This is a genomic window from Vibrio sp. 10N.222.49.A3 (genome assembly GCF_041475145.1).
Lineage (GTDB): Bacteria > Pseudomonadota > Gammaproteobacteria > Enterobacterales > Vibrionaceae > Vibrio > Vibrio tasmaniensis_A.
This window is the reverse complement of record NZ_JBFRVM010000232.1, coordinates 1-17514: the sequence shown is the minus strand read 5'-3', so window position 1 is coordinate 17514 and position 17514 is coordinate 1. Positions and strand designations below refer to the sequence as shown.

Below are 17514 nucleotides of genomic sequence, written 5' to 3'. Positions count from 1 at the left end.
AATACGTGGATTCCATATAAGGAATGGGGTGAGCATGACGGATGACGGTAAGAAGTGCTTCATGGTACCTCCCGGTACTTAAGTGTATTTCTTGTATGGTATTGGTTTAATATGTGGCAAAATTTGCGATACATCATGACTTGTTGCTTGTTTTCTATAAATTCTTAGAACTATATTCAGGCTCACAAAATTGATAGTAGAATGCACATCTGGCCTTTGAGGCAACGAGAAAATAAATACAAGCACTGCTCAACCGCGCGAATAATAGGACATAAAATGAAGTACGATTGGATATTCTTTGATGCAGATGAAACTTTGTTCCACTTTGATGCTTTTCAAGGAATGAAGCTGATGTTCTCCCGTTTTGGCGTGGACTTTAGCGAACAGGATTATTCAGTTTATCAAGAGGTTAATTTGCCATTATGGGTCGATTACCAAGATGGCCGTATTACGGCGGCACAACTGAAGCACGCGCGTTTTGAAAGCTGGGCAACAAAATTAGAGACAACAACGGCAGCACTAAACAGTGCGTTTTTAGCCGCAATGGCAGACATCTGTTCTCTGCTTTCTGGTGCAAAAGAGTTGATGGAGTCGTTAAAAGGCAAAGTGAACATGGGCATCATCACCAATGGTTTCACAGAGCTGCAGTCAATCCGTTTGGAACGAACAGGAATGACAGACTACTTTGACCATGTGATCATTTCTGAGGAAGTCGGTGTCGCTAAACCAGACGCGGAAATTTTTGAGCATGCGCACAAGCTGATTGGATTGCCATCAAAGCAAAGAGTATTGATGGTCGGGGACAACCCACACTCTGATATTTTAGGTGGCTTGGATTTTGGTATTGAGACCTGTTGGTTGAACCGCCAAGAGAAAGCGACGCCAGCAGGAATTAACCCTCATTATCAGGTCAAGTCTCTGGCTGACCTGCAAGCACTTTTGTTGGCATAATTGCTAATTGCTAACTGCTTTTAGAATTTTGAGTAAATGATTGATAGCCGAGTACAGTTATGTGCTCGGCTACTTATTTTTACTCACTGCAACTTATCGATAGTGGTGTTTAAGCCTACCTTTGCTTAAGCTCGCTTTGATTACCTAATTACAATAAAGAGAAGGAAGAGGCGTGCTGAAATCTCATCGCCATAGCTGCTACGGCATTGCTGCCATTTTACTATGGAGCTGCTTAATTGCATTGTCTCGTAGTGTGTCAGAACAACTGGGCCCAATTGGTGGTGCTGCCAGTCTTTATACAGTGAGCTCACTGTTGTTAGTCTGTGTTATGGGGTTACCTAAGCTGTCGCGCTTCTCTAAATCGTATTTGATGATCGGTGGTGCCTTATTCGTTTGCTACGAAATCTTCTTGGCTCTGGCTTTAGGAATGGCAAATAGCCGACATCAAGCCTTAGAAATGGCCGTTATCAACTACCTATGGCCTGCACTAACGGTGTTGTTTGCGGTGCTGTTGAGTGACAAAAAGATAAACTGGTTGGTTTATCCAAGTATCGTCTTAGCGTTTTTTGGCGTGGCTTGGAGTATCAGCGGCGATCAGGGGCTTTCTGTCGATCAAATCGCGGCTAATATTGCAACCAACCCTAAAACCTATTCGATGGCATTCTTCGGCGCGATTATTTGGGCGGTATATTGCAATTACACCCAACGCGTTGCTAAAGGACAGAATGCGATTGTGCTTTTCTTTATCGCTACGGCGATCACTTTGTGGATCAAATACGCATTGAGTGATGAAACCGGCATGGTGATGACTTCAAGTGCTGCGATTGACTTAGTGCTTGCTGGGGCATGTATGGGGGCTGGTTACGCGCTTTGGAACACAGCGATTCTGGGGGGGAATATGGTGTTTCTTGCAACCATGTCTTACTTTACGCCAATCTTCGCGACGTTACTTTCCTCGATGATTTTGGGCTTGTCATTGACCATGACGTTTTGGCAGGGCGTATGTATGGTAACTGTTGGTTCACTGGCTTGCTGGTGGGTAACCAGAGACAAAAAGACGACGGTTAACGCGTCGGCTTCTGAAGAGGTTCAGTCTTGAACTTAAGAGAGAATGCTCTTAGCTCGCGATATTGAGGTTCAATTGAAGCTCATAAGGCATCTTAGATAGGCGTCGCTTAAGTTGGCGGCGCGTACGTTCAATATCATCGACCGCAATCGCTTGTTGGTCGTTGGTATGAATATCAACATTGATTCTTAATTCAGGACCAACCTTAGTCACACCCATTAGCTCCAAATCTTGGTCCGCATCTTTGTCCACAGCGACAACATTCTTATCTACCGCGTCACAAATATCTTTGGTTGCCGACATCATTAGCAGTTCACGCATTGCTTCACGCAACATGTCGAACGGCACTTTGATGAAGTAGAAAGACATCAGCAACATCATCATTGGATCGGCATATACCGCGTATTCAGCAAACGGAGAGTAAGCCACCAACCAAGCAACAACGAAACCTGCCGTAACTGCCACACTCAACAGCGTATCCATTTGCCACTGTTTAGACTCAGCTTGAATCAAACCTGAAGAAATACGTTTGCTCTTGTTAGCGATGTACCACCAAGCGTAACCACAACCCAATACGTTGAAAATACCAAACAGAGTTGCGATAGAAGCATCAACTTCACGACCACCTGTCATCAGAGCACCAATCGCAGAGTAAAGCGAATAACCGACCACAAGCAGAATCACAATCGCTTTAATGGCGATTACGATTGGCTCAATGATTGCTCGACCGAACGGGAACTCCCTGTCTGATGGGCGATTAATGTATTTCGAAGCAGCTAGTGACAATAAAGTTAACAGTAAACTGATAAGAGAATAGACACCGTCAAATACTATGACTAGAGAGCCAACGAGAAGACCCAACACCAATCCGCCAATCGCGAAGCCTGATGCTAAAAGGGCTGAGAACAATAGTACTCGGTTTTCGTTTTGGCTTTTCCTGTCACACATAATATTTTCCAGATGTTTTTGATAACTTCATTGTTCTAATATTGAGCTAGCTTTACAAACTTTATCTGATGACGTTTATATGTCGGTAACTCGTTTTATACTCAAGTTATTATAATTCAATAACTTAGTGACAGACTCGGGTGTCAGTAAAGTTGACGATGACTGTTTTCTAGAGATGGTGTGCAAGTAAAATAAGATCGCTTATGATTAATAAAACCGATTGGTTGCAAGCGTTTTATCGAATTGTGTTATTTGGCTGCAGTTTCAAAGGAATGGATGAAGATGAAATTTGATGATCTCAACGATAGCGAGTTGTGGGCGATTGCTAACCCGATCATGGACAATTTGATGGACGGTTCAACCAAGGTTGACCATGCTCAACACTGCCGAGACTTTACGCAGCGCATGAAGGATATTGTGACGCCTGAGTATCTGGAAAAGGTGTGTCATCATTATCAGCACAGTAATGGCTTTTTTGCTGAACGTGAGCCTGTGGCGCTATTCAGACGCTCCGATTCCATCGCCTTTGTTTGGAAGCAAGCGTATACCATTGCGAAAGGCGAATTTGTGGCAGAAATGGTGTTAGTTGAAGAAGACGGACGTTATTTAGTGGATCACGTGATGGTCTTCTAAAGAGAGGGCTTTCTATTTGTTAGACGATTTTAAGTGTCGAGATAGAACATTATCTGACACTTTAGAAATCAAACAAGTAATCGCTGATCTGATCCGCTAACCAATTCATACCTGGGTGTTCTGCCATACCTGCCGCGGTAAACATACAGTAGTCTTCTTGAGTCAGGCCATATGTGTGCTTGATCACTGCCAGTTCTTGTTCACGCAATAAATGGCGTATTAATGGCTCAGGCATTACGCCCCATGCATCTTCTCTTAGAATCGTATCCAACATAAAATCGAAGCTAGAAAAACCAATGTATCGGCGAGAGAAGGGCTCAAGCTCAGGGTTATCTTTTTCATTGAGATAAACCATGGTCGCTTGCATCGAATTTCTTAGTACTTCATCCGACACTCTTCGCATCGCACTCAAATCATGCCCTTTCTTACATACCGACATCATTCGGATCTTGCCGAGTGGGTTGTAGATAATTCTTGGGTCGTCGACACGCTCGTAATCGACACCAAACGCAAAATCAACTTGCTGAGTTTCGACAAGATTAGCCAAGTCGCCACTAGACGCGAGAACGAAGTTGAAAGAAGTGGAAGGGTATTTGTTGTTTAGGGCGTGCGACAAACTTTGCCACATTTCATCGGGAAGGGAATCGTCGCGTGCGATCCAAATCTCGGCGTTGAATTCACCCGAAACATGTAAGCAGGTTTGCTTAATGCGTGCTGCCGTTACCAACATGCCTTCGCAATCTTTGTAGATGGCTTTGCCTGCTTCAGACAGTTCGACATGGTTACCGCTGCGAACAAACAGTTCGACATCTAACTCTTTTTCCAAGGCTTTGATCGACATGCTCAGTTTGGTTCGGTTGCATTCAAGCTGTCGAGCAGCTTCAGAGACGGATCCTAAATCAGCAACAGAACAAAAGGCTTGGACTTGAGAAAGGTTCATTTCATTTCCATATTGAGCGGGTGGCGGTGCATATTATCTGAATATTGTGCTGACTATCTTAGAAATAGTCCATCTTTGCATGATAACTCTATGACGAATTGACTAATTTGGTTTATTCTGGGGGCGTTCCGAACCTACAAGAAGTAAAGATGGAGGCCATGATGGCGAAACAATGGGACGAGTACGCACCTGATTGGGATAACGACCCCGCTACTGCTGTATTCGCACAGTCCGCATTTGACCAGTTAACACAGCTCGTTGATTTGAACGGAACCCGTGTCCTTGATTTTGGTTGTGGTACAGGATTACTCAGCCAGAAAATATCTCCTTTTGCAAAAGAGATCATCGCTCTCGATATCTCAGAAGGGATGATTGAAGAGTTAGATAAAAAAGAGCTGTCTAATGTAGAGCCCGTCGTTGATATCTTATCGCGCGGACTTGCAGCCCAACACCCAGCATTCAGAAATCAGTTTGACTTAGTGGTAGCCTCTTCGGTATGTGGCTTTATTCCGAACCTACAAGATACGGTCAGCCTTATTTATACTCTGTTAGAAAACGATGGGGTTTTTGTACACTGGGATTGGTACTTAGAAAACGACAGCGAAGATTTTGGGGTCAGCGAACAGCGCTCCCAGAATGTATTGAGCGCAGCAGGTTTTTCGATTGTTGAAGTCTCAACACCGTTTTCAATCGACACCCCACAAGGTACTTTGAAGGTTCTGATGGGTGTAGGCCGTAAACAAGTGGTTCCTCACCTATAGGTTACTTGTCTGTAGTTGACGTATCTGGAGTTGACGTATAGATAACTCCAGATAACTGCACTCACGCTTAATTGACTAAACCCACATCAACGATCTTTGGATCCGTTATGTGGGTTTTCTATTTATACGCACTTGCGTTTTAAACTAAACGGTTCAATTAAGCGGCCTAATCTCTTCTGCTCATTCTTTCCCTTCCCCAACGACAATCATCGATAAACAACCATCGTTAATTGGCAAATGGCCAATTTAAAAACTGTCTATTCACAAAATTTATAAGCTATCTATTCATAAATTACTAAGTTACAAATGGTGTTTTCCATTTTGGAAATGTAGGCTTGCATACATTTCATTAGTGGAAATGTAAGTGTGAGATATAAAATAAGCCCATAAGAATATTAAGGGTTTAATCATGAGCCACCAATCTGCGTCATCTACTTCTTCAACACTTTCAGAACAACAACAATGCTTTAGCAATATCATTTCAGATGCCAACCTGTCCCCAAAACAGAAGTCGAGCTATCTTGCCTTAGAAGCTGAAGCCAGTCTGCCGTATATGCCGGTAAGCAATGAAGTAGAGCAAGCCTTACAACAAGGTGTGCTGTGTGACATGTTTGAAGGTCACGCCCCATTTAAGCCGCGCTATGTGCTTCCTGATTATTCTAAATACTTACATCAAGGCTCCAAGTATTTAGAGCTTAGCGCGGCTACTAATTTCGACGAAGCATTGAACATGCTCACCATCCTTTATCATCACGTTCCATCAGTGACTTCAATTCCGGTTTACTTAGGCCAGTTGGACGATGTGTTGATGCCTTTTGTTGGCGGTTTGACGGATGAGCAGGTATACCAAAAGCTGAAGCTGTTCTGGATCATGCTGGATCGCACGCTGCCAGATGCCTTCATGCACGTTAATATTGGCCCTAGTGACAACATTGTATGTCGCACTATTTTACGTGTGGATGCTGAACTCAAGCAGATCGCACCTAACTTAACCTTTATGTACGACCCTGCAGTCACATCTGATGACCTGCTTCGTCATGCTGCGAGCAATATCTGTGAATGCAGCAAGCCGCACATTGCCAATTATCCTGCACACGCCGCTGCGTACGGAGATAAGCGTTTTGGCATCGTGAGTTGCTACAACTCTTTGCCTCTGGCGGGTGGTTCAAACACGCTAGTACGTATGAACCTCAAGCAAGTGGCTCTGAAATCTGAAGACAGCGTAGACTTCTTACAGCAAGTACTACCTAACTACAGCAGCATCATGATCGAATTGATGAATGCACGTAGTCGCTTCTTACATGAAGAGTCTAACTTCTTTGAAGGCTTCTTAACCAAAGAAGGCCTTATTGAAGAAGATCGCTTTGCGCCAATGTTTGGTATTTATGGTATGGCAGAAGCGGTCAACATCTTAATGGAAAAAGAAGGCAAAGCAGGGCGCTATGGTCGCGATGAGTCGGCAAACCAGCTCGGTCATCGTATTTCCGAAAAGTTGGCTGAAATCGTTGAAAGCTCGGAAGTGAAATATGGGCTGGAAGGTAAGGCTCTGTTACACGCTCAAGGTGGTATCAGCCTAGATGAAGATGTGACGCCGGGTGTACGCATCCCTTATGGAACAGAACCGGATCCAGTGTCTTACGTACGTGCGACGGCTGGTCACCACAAGTTCTACACGTCGGGTATCAGCGACATTCTGACCATCGACGAAACGGTGAAGTCCAATCCAGAAGCGATGTTCAACCTGTGCAAAGGGGCGATTCAAGCGGGTTACCGTGAGTTCACCGCTAACGTAGCATCGAACGATTTGGTTCGTGTGACAGGTTATATGATTAAGCTGTCTGACATTGCCAAATATGACGAGCAAGGTTCACGCACCAATACCACTTTCCTTGGTGCTGAAGCTGCAAAAAATACGGGCATACTAGAGCGTAAACCACGCGTAGCGAGCTTAGAGATGTCGCCGACATACGAATAGCTTTAACGTACGCATGTTATGTGTTTCTCGAATACGAACAATGTGAATTATGAAAATTTCTGATCTAACAACTCAAATGGCTAGGGTTAAAAATAATAAGACAGAAAAACAAGCGAAGGTCAGCCGTGTGCTGACCTTTTCTTGTGTTGATGGACCAGGAAATCGCTTGGTGCTGTTCCTACAGGGGTGTAATTTCGATTGCATCACTTGTCATAATCCACACACCATCAACCACTGTAACCATTGTGGAGACTGCGTGAGTGGCTGCCCGAGCAGTGCTCTGAGTCTTATTGAAGGCAAAGTGAAGTGGGATCCGTTAGCGTGTACCAACTGCGATCAGTGCGTCGATATCTGTGATCATAAGTCTAGCCCCAAAATCACCACGATGACGGTATCAGATGTGCTTGAACTGGTTAGGCACAATCAATTCTTCCTGAGCGGTATTACCGTTTCGGGTGGCGAGGCGACCATGCAATTGCCGTTTATCATCGAGCTATTTCAGGCGATCAAAAGCGATCCGCAATTGGCACACTTAACGTGTTTTATTGATAGTAATGGCTCGTTGACACAGCAAGGTTGGGATAAGGTATTACCTTACCTTGATGGTGCGATGATCGACCTAAAATCATGGCAATCTGAAACGCATCAATGGTTAGTGGGTAGAGGGAACCATCGAGTGTTTGAAACCATTAACTACTTAGCTGATAAAGGCAAATTACATGAAGTTCGGTTACTGCATATTCCTAATAAAAGTGACCTAGATATCGAGGTAGAGCAGGTCGGGTATTACTTGAAGGGTTTGCCAAGTGATGTTCGAATTCGGTTAAATGCGTTTCAACATCATGGGGTAATTGGCGAAGCTTTAGAGTGGCCTAAATGCACCGAACAACAAATGCAGAGCTTTCACGATAAGCTCTACTCAATTGTTCAAAGAGCAATGCAAACCCCTGAGGTATATACTTAGTCTCTTATCAAATTTCAGTCTTTATAAAACCAGTCTTGTTAGTTCAATCTGCTTCTAACAAAGGTCTAGGCTTCTAAAAACAAGTCACACAACCATTTGATCGCCTGATCATTCATGTTTGGCTTGTTCCATACCAAACTATACGCTACTTTTCCGTAATCAAAAGGAAGCGGCTTACTTACCAAACCTTGTGCTTGTTTGGCATGCTCAGCCCATTGTTTTGAGCAAGTGAACAAGAAAGGTGTGTGGTGACATAGCACCGCAGCCGCGCCAAAGTCCGCTACCGATATCGCCATATCTCTAGGCTTATGACATTGCACTAAGTTTTGCTCAAAGTAAGGCTTAGACAGTTCGTTATCTAAGATTCCAATGTGTTTGTAATCTAAATAGCCTTCAACCGTTAGTTCTTGCTGAGCGAGAGGGTGGTGTGCACCCATCAAACAAACCATTTCATCAGGAAGAATCGTTTCCCACACCAGCTCTTTATTATCCGTTGGGGGTTGAGAGATATCGTGTGGCAACAGGATCAAGTTGACCTTACCACTGAGCAAAGCATCGAATCCAAGTTCTTGTTTCGAATAGATATTAAGTTTGGCTTTTGGTGCAAGTTCAGTGGTGATTTTGCTGATCTTCGAGGCAAACACTTCGAAGGTACTTTCACGCATCGAAAGTGAAAAGCTGCCTTGATACTCCTGAGGAGTAAAACTCTTTTGGTGAAGTAACCCGTTCATGCTGGAAAGAATCGCGTGAACAGTGGGCGCTATTTTCAGGGCAAAGGGAGTCGGGATCAGCTTGGTGCCGTCTCGATAGAAAAGTTCGTCATTAAGGATGTCACGCAGCTGAGACAATGTCTTACTCACACTCGAAGGGCTGACAAAGAGTTGCTCTGACGTTTGAGTGACGCTGTGGGTGTTCAGCATAATATGAAGCGCAGTGAGGTGTTTAAGGCTCACTCGCGATAAATGTAAGTAATCCATACACAACTCACTCAATGCGTGACAACGGTCGGTTTAAGGTTTTATAACAGAAACTAGCGCGCTAACTTGTGATGAGCGCGCGAAAAGTGACCCGCACAGAATGCGCCTACAATCGATAGCTCACCCGCCAAACATAAAGCCGCACAAACCTCAGCTAAGGCTTGTGATTTACCGTTGCCGTGTAGCCCTAGTAAATCGAGACACGCTTTTTGGCTTGGTAGGCCAGTACCGCCACCGACTGTTCCTAACATCAAGTTAGGCAGCGTTACACTCGCGTACAAACCACCTTCTTTGTTGAGCTCCATACGAGTCATACCAATCGCAGACTCAGCAACACACGCCGCGTCTTGACCGCAAGCAATGTAGAGTGCAGCAAGTGCATTGGCATAATGAGCATTGATACCAATCGTACCGCTTAGAGCGCCACCGACTGTGGTCATTTGTCCGAACTGCACCATCTTCTCTGGTGTGGTGTGGAGGTACTTAGCGACAAGTTCAGCAGAGATATTGACCTCGGCTGTGACTTTTTTACCACGAACGCTGCGCAAGGTTTGTGTATTGGCTTTCTTATCGCCTGATAAGTTGCCATCAAGGAAAGCATGATCGGGCTTAACCGGCGTATTTTCTATGATGTACTCAAATACAGCGTTGGTCGCGATAGTTACCATATTCTGACCAGAAGCGTCTCCGGTTAGAAATTCAAACACCAAGTAAACATGGTTACCTTCGATGTTGATATTGATGTCGGTAAGTTTGCCGTGCGACGTTGTTGATTCAGCTAAGGTTTTAAATTGGTCATACTGGGTCACTGCCCATGCCACAAACTGTCCTGCTTCAACTAATCCTTGGAATGCGAAACCAGGAGTGCGTGTTACGCCTTCATTGAGCAACATTGCACTTGCACCACCACAAGCTGTGATCAGCTTTGAACCACGGTTATACGACGCGACAAGCGCCGCTTCAGTGGTTGCAAGTGGGACTAGGTAGTCGCCTTTAGCAAACAGGCCATTGACTCTTAAAGGGCCAGATATACCAACAGGGACTTTTACCGTGCCAATAAAGTGCTCTATGTTTTTCTCATAAGCCTGAATCTGGCTTTGAGTATGAGGGTCGAGCAGTTCTTGCTGCGAGTCTGCATTATCGAGAGCCGCCCAGCGACGTGTAAGGTTTTTTTCAGTCAGGTAAGGGCTCGGAGTCAGTTTATTCACTGGCTTATCAAAATGAGGCTGGAGCTTCTTTTCTAATTCGTCTGCGGAGATGTCGCCTCCTAAAATAGAAACATAGTCACGGCGATGCAGATTTAGTTTTGGCATAAATAGTATGAAGTAAAGTTTGTGCAGCAAAATTGATTTGCGCTGATTCTACCGAGTAATAAACCAGAAACAAGTGCCTGATATAATGAGTTACAGTTTGTATGGATTTAGAGCCATTTGTTAGTCAAAAAGAGGGTAACCATCAAATCGATAAATAGTAGCTCGAATCAGATATGGATATCGAGAAGGCTACCAATGGCTTCGTTTTGACGATCAACCACACTCGCACCAACACGGTTGTAATTTGCGCTCTGTGTCAGCTTTAATAACGCTTCAGTAGAGGAAGAAGCTGGTTCAGGCTCTTTCTCTTTAAACGAAATGGGTTGTTCAGGTTCTATTTGATTGAAGCTCAAATCGCTAGTTTGGAAAGTGTCGTTGGTTTTTGGAGAGTGTTTGGAGTTTTGGTTAAGCTCGATAGCGGCTTCTTCAGCCATGTTGGTTGACTGCTGAATGATGGCGTAACCAGATTGAATACCAGATATCGACATAGCAGAACCTTTTATTGACGTATGAAATGAGTCTAGGCGGACGATATTTTGAGTGCAATGGAGAACGGCTACAAATTACTAAGATCAGGTGGATTTAAGCTAAAATAGTGACATTAGTCTATTAATTGAACAACTCATTCAGTACGTTTAACTCTTCATCTGTCAAAAGAGAAGGTTGATCTGTTTCAAGGTTTTCGTCTATTTCACCTTGAAGTGCTTTCAATTGCTGCGGGTTAAGGAGCTGTATTTTCTGCTTAAATGCTTCAAATTGCTGTGTATTCATAATGAGACCTTAGTTCAAATTCATATGCTCAATGGAGCATAGCTTACTGATTCAATAAATCAAACAAGATTAAGTGAATATTAAATGAAGTTTGAAGTTTCCTAAAACTAAGACAACTATAGATCCCTTTGGTTGTTTTTTGTCCGAGGAATGTTAGGCAAAGTTATGGATGAGTCAATCAAAGTCAGCAAGTTTACATGCGTGTAAGATTTGAACGGCCCTTGTAGATAAAGGGTAGGCAAGTGGTTGCTCTACCTAGATGAGCCTTTTGGTAGAGCAATGTATAAACACACGGAGTGTTCAAAAAAATGAGCAGTTTCGTTATCTTTTTGTTTTTACTGTTGTTTTGTTTTTCATCTTGAAACTTCTTTTTCAAGCGGCTTTTCAATCTTAACTTTAACTGCAAATTTTGTGGCTAAGGTATGCAGTTCTGGAAGCATTCGATAAATCAAATGTAGCTGTTGTAGAACCATTCTAACAGAGCTCTCATCCTCTTCTCTCCATTCACTTAAACGCTTATCAAGTTCAGGATCGTAAGCGTTTTTTACTTCGCATTGTTCTTGATGACAAAACAGCTGGTCGTTGAGAGCGTCGAGATGCTCGTGTATTACTCTGTGTGCGTCCAGTACCAGTTTGTGTGTTGCTTCGTCATCGATACGTGTTCTATGAGCTCCCAGAGCAGAGATATAGCTGAGTAGTGCATGATTGAGTGTTAGGAATCGGAAGCTCTCATCTTCAGATGTACGATACTTACCCGGCTCAACCAGCATGCTACTAACAGCGGCAGTCAGATTTGCATCATTGTTATGTGCACTGCGGCGTGCAATACGATAGCTAAGGCTGTCTTTTTTGCCTACACGGTATTGGCCAATGATCTGAGCGAGATAATCTTTATTGGAATCAAGCGCATCTGCCATCACCTTGTGAAGTCGTTTTGATTGCCAGTCCGGTAAGATATAGCTAACCGCTAAAACAGCGAGCGCGCTGCCAATGAAGGTATCTGCTAGTCTGGGCAATACAACTGCGTAGCCTTCCCCTAATTGATTGAAGCAAAAGAGCACAAGCAGTGTGATAAAGGCGGTCGCGAAACCGTAGTTATTGATACGGAAAGCGAAGAACATCACGCCACTGACCACAATGAATACCAGCTGACTCTCTTGAGATGGGAAAAAGGTCAACAACGGTACTCCAATCAACAAGCCTGCGACGGTGCCAATGACACGAGCCGTCAGCTTTTGTCGCGTTGCACTGTAGTTTGGTTGGCACACAAACAGTGTTGTTAGCAAAATCCAATAACCTCTTTCAATCTCAAAACCTTGAATGATCCCGTAGCCGAGCGTCAATGTGATTGCCATACGAATTGCATGACGAAACAGCATCGAGTCGGTATTCAGGTTGGCTTTGATCTTGTGCCACATTGCCGTCAAAGTATGAGGGTTGGTATCGTCCAATACGTCTTCTTCCAACTTTTCCGCATCCGGGTTACTGATATTCGAGAGCTGCTTTTCGACGGTAGCTAGGTTATTGAATAAGTAATCCAGTTGGTTGAGCAGTGATTTCCACTCGGGCTTGTTCTGTTGGTTAAGATGGTTAAGCGAAGACATTAACTCATCAAGTGCTAATACAGACTTATCGCCATGTTGGTATTCAGCTCCGACTTTCAATGAGCTCGCCACTTCTTTACAGGCTGTGGCTTGGGCTTCTAGTAGATACTTGAATCGAAACAACACATCAGAGCGTTCAAAGTGCTTTGCCAGCTCTTGATAGCGGTAGTGGGTAGAGCTCACGCGTTCATGAATGTCTTGTGCGATGAAATAGGTGTTTAGGAATCGGTCACTCGGACCATCAATGTGCCCGCGCTTAGATCGGTTAAGCAGTGTTGCTTTACACATGTTGAGTGCATTAACGGTACTGGCGTTTAACTTAGCTTCAATAATGCGATGTGGCTGAGGAATAAGGTCAGATACAGGGTAGAAGAGTTCCGCTTTTGAGCCGATGTAATTGCCGATTTGATCGAATACCGTCGCCAGGTTTTGCTGTACGGGCTGCATCGGCCAAACAATCTGCCAAATCATCGACATGAAGTAGTACCAAGCGGCGCCGGTTAAAAGTAGAAGCGGTTGAAACCAAAGGTTGGTGCTCTCATGGGCACCGAGCATGGTATAGATAGCAACAAGCAGCGAACCAAACGCGATACTGGCATATTTAGGACCAATTGCCCCAAGTATAATAAAAGAGAAGGTTGAAACGAAAAGCCCTATCGCGAACAGCCAAGGGGTGTCGAAGAGAATTTCAATAGAGAAGGCTGCAACGGCAAAACAGATAAAGGTTAGCGTGAGTGCTTTCAAACGTCCGGTAAAGCTGTCATCACTTTCAGCAAGAGCCGCAGCAATAACCCCTAAAATTAATGGTGTGATCAGTGTGTTTTGACCATAATACCAAGCAGGTACTACAACACCGAGCAGAGTGATGAGAATTAATACGCTGTAATTTATGGTTTTATTCGCCCAATAAAGGCGTAGTTTTGCTGAGAAGTCCACAGTCGCTCACTTGACACACTAAAACCATAATCCTAACAGAAATCAAGCACAAGAATTTGATACTTATCCATAATTGCCCCTAGGTGGTCATGAAAGCGTCGATAAGCAGTGAGACATTATTAATTCTCACTGCATCATGATATAAATTCAATATTCCCAATTAAAGAGCACGCTCCAATGCAGCTAAGCGCTAATAAGACTGCACAGTTTTTTATTCAAAATGAATATCATCAAGTTGAGCTTGATGGTCCACGCCTGCTGTTATCTTCAGTAGGCAGTGAAGAACGTATCCCTTTCACTATTTGGAGTGGCAAGATCGCGATAAAGCGCGGATTGTTTTGGGGATCGTTGCAGTTTTTTGCTAATCAACAAGATGGCAAACAGCGAAGCTGGTTAGTCCAAGGCCTTCCATGGGAACAATGTCGTCAATTTGCGCGCGCATCGGTTGCTGCTTATCAGAAGTGGCATGACAGACAATGTGAACAGTTGGCAGAGCACGTTCCTCAATGGGAAGATGAATTGACACGTCTTGAGCAACTTCCTGCTTTCCTACCGCATTCTAAAGTGAAGACTTGGGTCGACATGGTCAACGCAGGTCTGGAAAATATGACGATGACTCTAGAGGAAGCGGCACAGCGCATGCCAAACCGCATTGCTCGAATGCAGCCATGGTTGTCTGAAACGGAAATTCAGCAAGCCGAGAGGAATCAACAGTGGTTAGAGACAGAAAGACAAAATTGGGAAGTATTGTTTGCTCAATGTGAGTCGTCACCCCTGAACTTATCGCAACAATATGCGGTCTTGATGAATGATGATCACAACCTTATTTTAGCGGGCGCAGGCTCAGGTAAAACCAGTGTTCTCACAGCTCGCGTCGCGTATTTATTGCAAAGCCACCAAGCTCAAGCTGAAGAGTTGTTACTGCTCGCCTTTGGTCGTGAAGCCGCGGAAGAGATGAAGCAGCGCCTTAACAGCAAAATTGGCATATCAGCCGAGAAGGTGCAAGTCAGTACTTTCCACCAGTTGGGTCTAAAGATACTGAATCAAGTTGAACCCGAACGCGTGGTTATTTCTCCGATCGCACTCGATGACAACCAACGCCAAGCATGGTGCATTGATTGGTTGAAGAAGCACTGGATGACGCCGACCAACTTTAAACGTTGGCAAAAGCACTTGTCTAAATGGCCAATTGCTTATTTAACCGGTGATGATGAGCTAGGTAGTCATGTTTCAAATCTTAAATTGATTGGTTGGCTTGAAAAGCAACTTGAACAGTTGAATGCATCGGGTTTAACGAAAAAAGAAGTACAGCAACAACTGATTGATCACCGTGACTATACGCGCCTCAATAGCGAGCTTTCACTGTGTTGGCCATGCGTAACCGCTTGGCAAAAGGAATTGAAAGAACAGAATCATATCGACTTCTCAATCATGATCAGCCGAGCGACACAGTATGTCGAGAAGGGGAAATTCATTTCGCCTTGGAAGTTCATCATGATCGATGAATATCAAGATATCTCACCAGATCGTTTAGCCTTGGTTGAAGCCTTGTGCAATCAATCGAAAGCGCAGCACCAAGCTTCTATTTTTGCCGTAGGTGATGACTGGCAGTCAATTTACCAGTTCGCGGGTGCAGATGTTGATCTAACGACGGGCTTTAAAGATCGTTTTGAGAGCTCGACAATTCATCATCTAGATACGACTTATCGATTTAACAATCAGTTAGGTTCGGTTGCCAATCGCTTTGTGCAGGAAAACCCGATTCAACTACCAAAAGAGCTCAACAGCTTCAAACAACAGAAGCAGAAGTCGGTTTATAGTGCGCCAAGCAAAGAAGTTGAGAAGATACTCGATCAGATAAACAGGCAAGCAAAAGGTAAAGCGAATAAATCCGTTATGTTGCTTGGGCGAAATCATTACCACAAACCAGAGCTGTTGGAAGACTGGAAAAAGATCTATACCTCAATTGATATCAGCTTCATGACTTGTCACGCGAGTAAGGGTAAAGAAGCGGATTTCGTGATTATTCTTTGCGTTGATGAAGGACAGTTCCCCGCGAAGAAGAAACAATTGCACATTGATGGCGCGTTGACTGAATCTTCGGATGTGTTCCCTTATGCGGAAGAGCGTCGTTTGTTTTACGTGGCAATGACGCGAGCGAAAGAAAAAGTATGGATCACGCACAGTGGCGACGGTTCTGGTTTTGTACAAGAACTGCATGGCTCTGATTACCCTGTCGTTCGTAAAAAGTGATGTCACTTGGCGTAATTGTCTAAGACTAGATCTTCAAGCACGCTCTCTATGCTCATTAGGGCGTAAGCTATTATCATTAGCGTGCTAGCTATTCTAATTAGGGCGTAAGATATTATCATTAGGAAAAAGGCATAAAGCAGAAGGAATCAGCTATGGAACACGGCTCTATTAACTACATTGAATTTGCTGCGCGAGACATCGCCGCTACGAAGGCGTTTTTCAGCCAAGTGTTTGGTTGGATCTTTGAAGACTACGGCCCTGAGTATTCTGCTTTTGAAGGTAAAGGCTTAATGGGTGGGTTTTATTTAGCGGATCTAGCGTCCAATGCTGAAAGTGGTGCGGCGTTGATGGTTTTTTATAGCGAAGATCTTGAGCAAACCGAGTGTGAGGTGTTGGATGCTGGTGGCGAGATAAACCGTGAGATATTCAGCTTTCCCGGCGGGCGACGCTTCCATTTTAGAGAGCCAAGTGGTAATGAAATGGCTGTGTGGAGCGATAAGTAGAGAGTTAAGATTCTGGTAAATAAAAAGCCACTATGTGAAATGATCCTGTAACGTTGGATATTTCTGTTAAGCGGTAATCAAGGCCTGACTATCGAAGTCAGGCCTTTTAGTTTCACTTTATACGTTTGGTATTGTAGAACTAATAATGCATCAACCCAATTAAGGGCGAGGCAATTTAATCAAGACTAAGCAAGAATCTCTTTTGCTGTGTTTACTACGTTTTCAGTAGTGAAACCGAACATCTTGAATAGCTCGCCTGCTGGTGCAGATTCGCCGAACGTTGTCATGCCGATGATCTTGCCACCGAAGCCAACGTATTTGTACCAGAAGTCAGCGATACCAGCTTCTACTGCGATACGTGCTGTAACGTCAGATGGAAGTACAGACTCGCGGTATTCTGCGTCTTGCTTGTCGAATGCGTCAGTAGCAGGCATAGAGACTACGCGTACTTTCTTGCCTTCAGCTGTTAGTTCAGCAGCAGCGCTAACCGCTAGCTCAACTTCAGAACCAGTTGCGATAAGGATAAGCTCTGGTTTGCCTTCACAATCTTTCAGGATGTAACCACCCTTAGCGATGTTTGCCACTTGCTCAGCGTCACGGTCTTGCTGTGCAAGGTTCTGACGAGAGAAGATAAGTGCAGAAGGACCATCTTTACGTTCGATTGCCAGTTTCCAAGCAACAGCAGACTCAACTTGGTCACATGGACGCCATGTGCTCATGTTTGGAGTTAGACGTAGAGAAGCGATCTGCTCAACTGGTTGGTGAGTTGGACCATCTTCGCCTAGGCCGATCGAATCGTGCGTGTAAACTTGGATGTTCTGAGTTTTCATCAGAGCAGCCATACGCATTGCGTTACGTGCGTATTCCATGAACATTAGGAACGTTGCGCCGTATGGTACGAAACCACCGTGCAGAGCGA

16 protein-coding genes are annotated in these 17514 nt (G+C 44.3%); 8 read left to right on the top strand and 8 right to left on the bottom strand.

From position 1 onward, the window contains the following. The first annotated feature begins 276 nt into the window (after nt 1-276). Together yjjG and yddG are read left to right on the top strand one after the other, a co-directional pair. A complete protein-coding gene (gene yjjG / locus AB4589_RS23820) occupies nt 277-951 on the top strand; it encodes a pyrimidine 5'-nucleotidase (protein WP_372101821.1) in 675 nt (224 codons plus the stop codon). A gap of 172 nt (nt 952-1123) precedes the next feature. Next, nucleotides 1124-2050 (top strand): aromatic amino acid DMT transporter YddG, encoded by a 927-nt coding sequence (gene yddG / locus AB4589_RS23815; protein ID WP_017101727.1) that lies wholly within the window; start codon nt 1124-1126, stop codon nt 2048-2050. 18 nt (nt 2051-2068) lie between these two features. Here the strand turns inward: yddG and AB4589_RS23810 are convergent, their stop codons facing one another. Then, complete coding sequence (locus AB4589_RS23810; protein ID WP_065105429.1) at nt 2069-2965, bottom strand: cation diffusion facilitator family transporter; 897 nt, start codon at nt 2963-2965, stop codon at nt 2069-2071. A 282-nt stretch (nt 2966-3247) separates the two neighbouring features. Here AB4589_RS23810 and AB4589_RS23805 point away from each other — a divergent pair, with 282 nt between their 5' ends. After that, nucleotides 3248-3598 (top strand): hypothetical protein, encoded by a 351-nt coding sequence (locus tag AB4589_RS23805; RefSeq protein ID WP_009845584.1) that lies wholly within the window; start codon nt 3248-3250, stop codon nt 3596-3598. A 61-nt stretch (nt 3599-3659) separates the two neighbouring features. Here AB4589_RS23805 and AB4589_RS23800 read toward each other — a convergent pair whose 3' ends face one another. Next, nucleotides 3660-4538 carry a LysR family transcriptional regulator gene (locus AB4589_RS23800; protein WP_009845583.1) on the bottom strand — a complete coding sequence of 293 codons (879 nt, stop codon included), beginning with the start codon at nt 4536-4538 and terminating at the stop codon, nt 3660-3662. Between the two features lie 161 nt (nt 4539-4699). On the opposite strand from AB4589_RS23800, the gene AB4589_RS23795 reads away from it, so the two are divergent. The 3 genes from AB4589_RS23795 to AB4589_RS23785 all read left to right on the top strand — a co-directional run bounded on the left by AB4589_RS23795 (nt 4700) and on the right by AB4589_RS23785 (nt 8238). Further along, complete coding sequence (locus AB4589_RS23795) at nt 4700-5299, top strand: class I SAM-dependent methyltransferase (protein ID WP_009845582.1); 600 nt, start codon at nt 4700-4702, stop codon at nt 5297-5299. A gap of 409 nt (nt 5300-5708) precedes the next feature. Then, nucleotides 5709-7274 (top strand): YjjI family glycine radical enzyme, encoded by a 1566-nt coding sequence (locus AB4589_RS23790; RefSeq protein WP_371708306.1) that lies wholly within the window; start codon nt 5709-5711, stop codon nt 7272-7274. Between the two features lie 49 nt (nt 7275-7323). Then, on the top strand, nt 7324-8238 hold the full coding sequence (locus AB4589_RS23785) for a YjjW family glycine radical enzyme activase (RefSeq protein ID WP_371708305.1): 915 nt from the start codon (nt 7324-7326) through the stop codon (nt 8236-8238). A gap of 65 nt (nt 8239-8303) precedes the next feature. Here the strand turns inward: AB4589_RS23785 and AB4589_RS23780 are convergent, their stop codons facing one another. The 5 genes from AB4589_RS23780 to yccS all read right to left on the bottom strand — a co-directional run bounded on the left by AB4589_RS23780 (nt 8304) and on the right by yccS (nt 13839). After that, the gene (locus AB4589_RS23780; RefSeq protein WP_009845579.1) at nt 8304-9215 is read right to left on the bottom strand and encodes a LysR family transcriptional regulator; all 912 of its coding nucleotides are present in this window, start codon (nt 9213-9215) and stop codon (nt 8304-8306) included. Nucleotides 9216-9268: 53 nt separating this feature from the next. Beyond that, nucleotides 9269-10528: a hydroxymethylglutaryl-CoA reductase gene (locus tag AB4589_RS23775; RefSeq protein ID WP_029223050.1), complete on the bottom strand. Its 1260-nt coding sequence runs from the start codon at nt 10526-10528 to the stop codon at nt 9269-9271. Nucleotides 10529-10695: 167 nt separating this feature from the next. Continuing rightward, nucleotides 10696-11016, bottom strand: coding sequence for a hypothetical protein (locus AB4589_RS23770; protein ID WP_009845577.1), 321 nt, complete (start codon nt 11014-11016; stop codon nt 10696-10698). Nucleotides 11017-11137: 121 nt separating this feature from the next. Beyond that, nucleotides 11138-11299 carry a hypothetical protein gene (locus tag AB4589_RS23765; protein WP_009845576.1) on the bottom strand — a complete coding sequence of 54 codons (162 nt, stop codon included), beginning with the start codon at nt 11297-11299 and terminating at the stop codon, nt 11138-11140. A 353-nt stretch (nt 11300-11652) separates the two neighbouring features. After that, nucleotides 11653-13839 carry a YccS family putative transporter gene (gene yccS, locus AB4589_RS23760; RefSeq protein ID WP_017098466.1) on the bottom strand — a complete coding sequence of 729 codons (2187 nt, stop codon included), beginning with the start codon at nt 13837-13839 and terminating at the stop codon, nt 11653-11655. 177 nt (nt 13840-14016) lie between these two features. On the opposite strand from yccS, the gene helD reads away from it, so the two are divergent. Continuing rightward, on the top strand, nt 14017-16092 hold the full coding sequence (gene helD / locus AB4589_RS23755; protein WP_371709259.1) for a DNA helicase IV: 2076 nt from the start codon (nt 14017-14019) through the stop codon (nt 16090-16092). A gap of 152 nt (nt 16093-16244) precedes the next feature. After that, nucleotides 16245-16595 (top strand): VOC family protein, encoded by a 351-nt coding sequence (locus AB4589_RS23750; RefSeq protein ID WP_017103728.1) that lies wholly within the window; start codon nt 16245-16247, stop codon nt 16593-16595. 185 nt (nt 16596-16780) lie between these two features. Here the strand turns inward: AB4589_RS23750 and AB4589_RS23745 are convergent. Further along, nucleotides 16781-17514, bottom strand: a 734-nt coding sequence (locus AB4589_RS23745) for a transketolase-like TK C-terminal-containing protein (protein WP_372101820.1), incomplete at its 5' end; no start/stop codon positions are given.

Coding starts and splice junctions, on each gene's coding strand:
- helD (WP_371709259.1), top strand. CDS start 14,017: ATGCAGCTAAGCGCTAATAAGACTGCACAGTTTTTTATTCAAAATGAA.
- AB4589_RS23790 (WP_371708306.1), top strand. CDS start 5,709: ATGAGCCACCAATCTGCGTCATCTACTTCTTCAACACTTTCAGAACAA.
- yjjG (WP_372101821.1), top strand. CDS start 277: ATGAAGTACGATTGGATATTCTTTGATGCAGATGAAACTTTGTTCCAC.
- AB4589_RS23765 (WP_009845576.1), bottom strand. CDS start 11,299: ATGAATACACAGCAATTTGAAGCATTTAAGCAGAAAATACAGCTCCTT.
- AB4589_RS23775 (WP_029223050.1), bottom strand. CDS start 10,528: ATGCCAAAACTAAATCTGCATCGCCGTGACTATGTTTCTATTTTAGGA.
- AB4589_RS23785 (WP_371708305.1), top strand. CDS start 7,324: ATGAAAATTTCTGATCTAACAACTCAAATGGCTAGGGTTAAAAATAAT.
- AB4589_RS23800 (WP_009845583.1), bottom strand. CDS start 4,538: ATGAACCTTTCTCAAGTCCAAGCCTTTTGTTCTGTTGCTGATTTAGGA.
- AB4589_RS23750 (WP_017103728.1), top strand. CDS start 16,245: ATGGAACACGGCTCTATTAACTACATTGAATTTGCTGCGCGAGACATC.
- AB4589_RS23805 (WP_009845584.1), top strand. CDS start 3,248: ATGAAATTTGATGATCTCAACGATAGCGAGTTGTGGGCGATTGCTAAC.
- AB4589_RS23795 (WP_009845582.1), top strand. CDS start 4,700: ATGGCGAAACAATGGGACGAGTACGCACCTGATTGGGATAACGACCCC.
- AB4589_RS23810 (WP_065105429.1), bottom strand. CDS start 2,965: ATGTGTGACAGGAAAAGCCAAAACGAAAACCGAGTACTATTGTTCTCA.
- AB4589_RS23780 (WP_009845579.1), bottom strand. CDS start 9,215: ATGGATTACTTACATTTATCGCGAGTGAGCCTTAAACACCTCACTGCG.
- AB4589_RS23770 (WP_009845577.1), bottom strand. CDS start 11,016: ATGTCGATATCTGGTATTCAATCTGGTTACGCCATCATTCAGCAGTCA.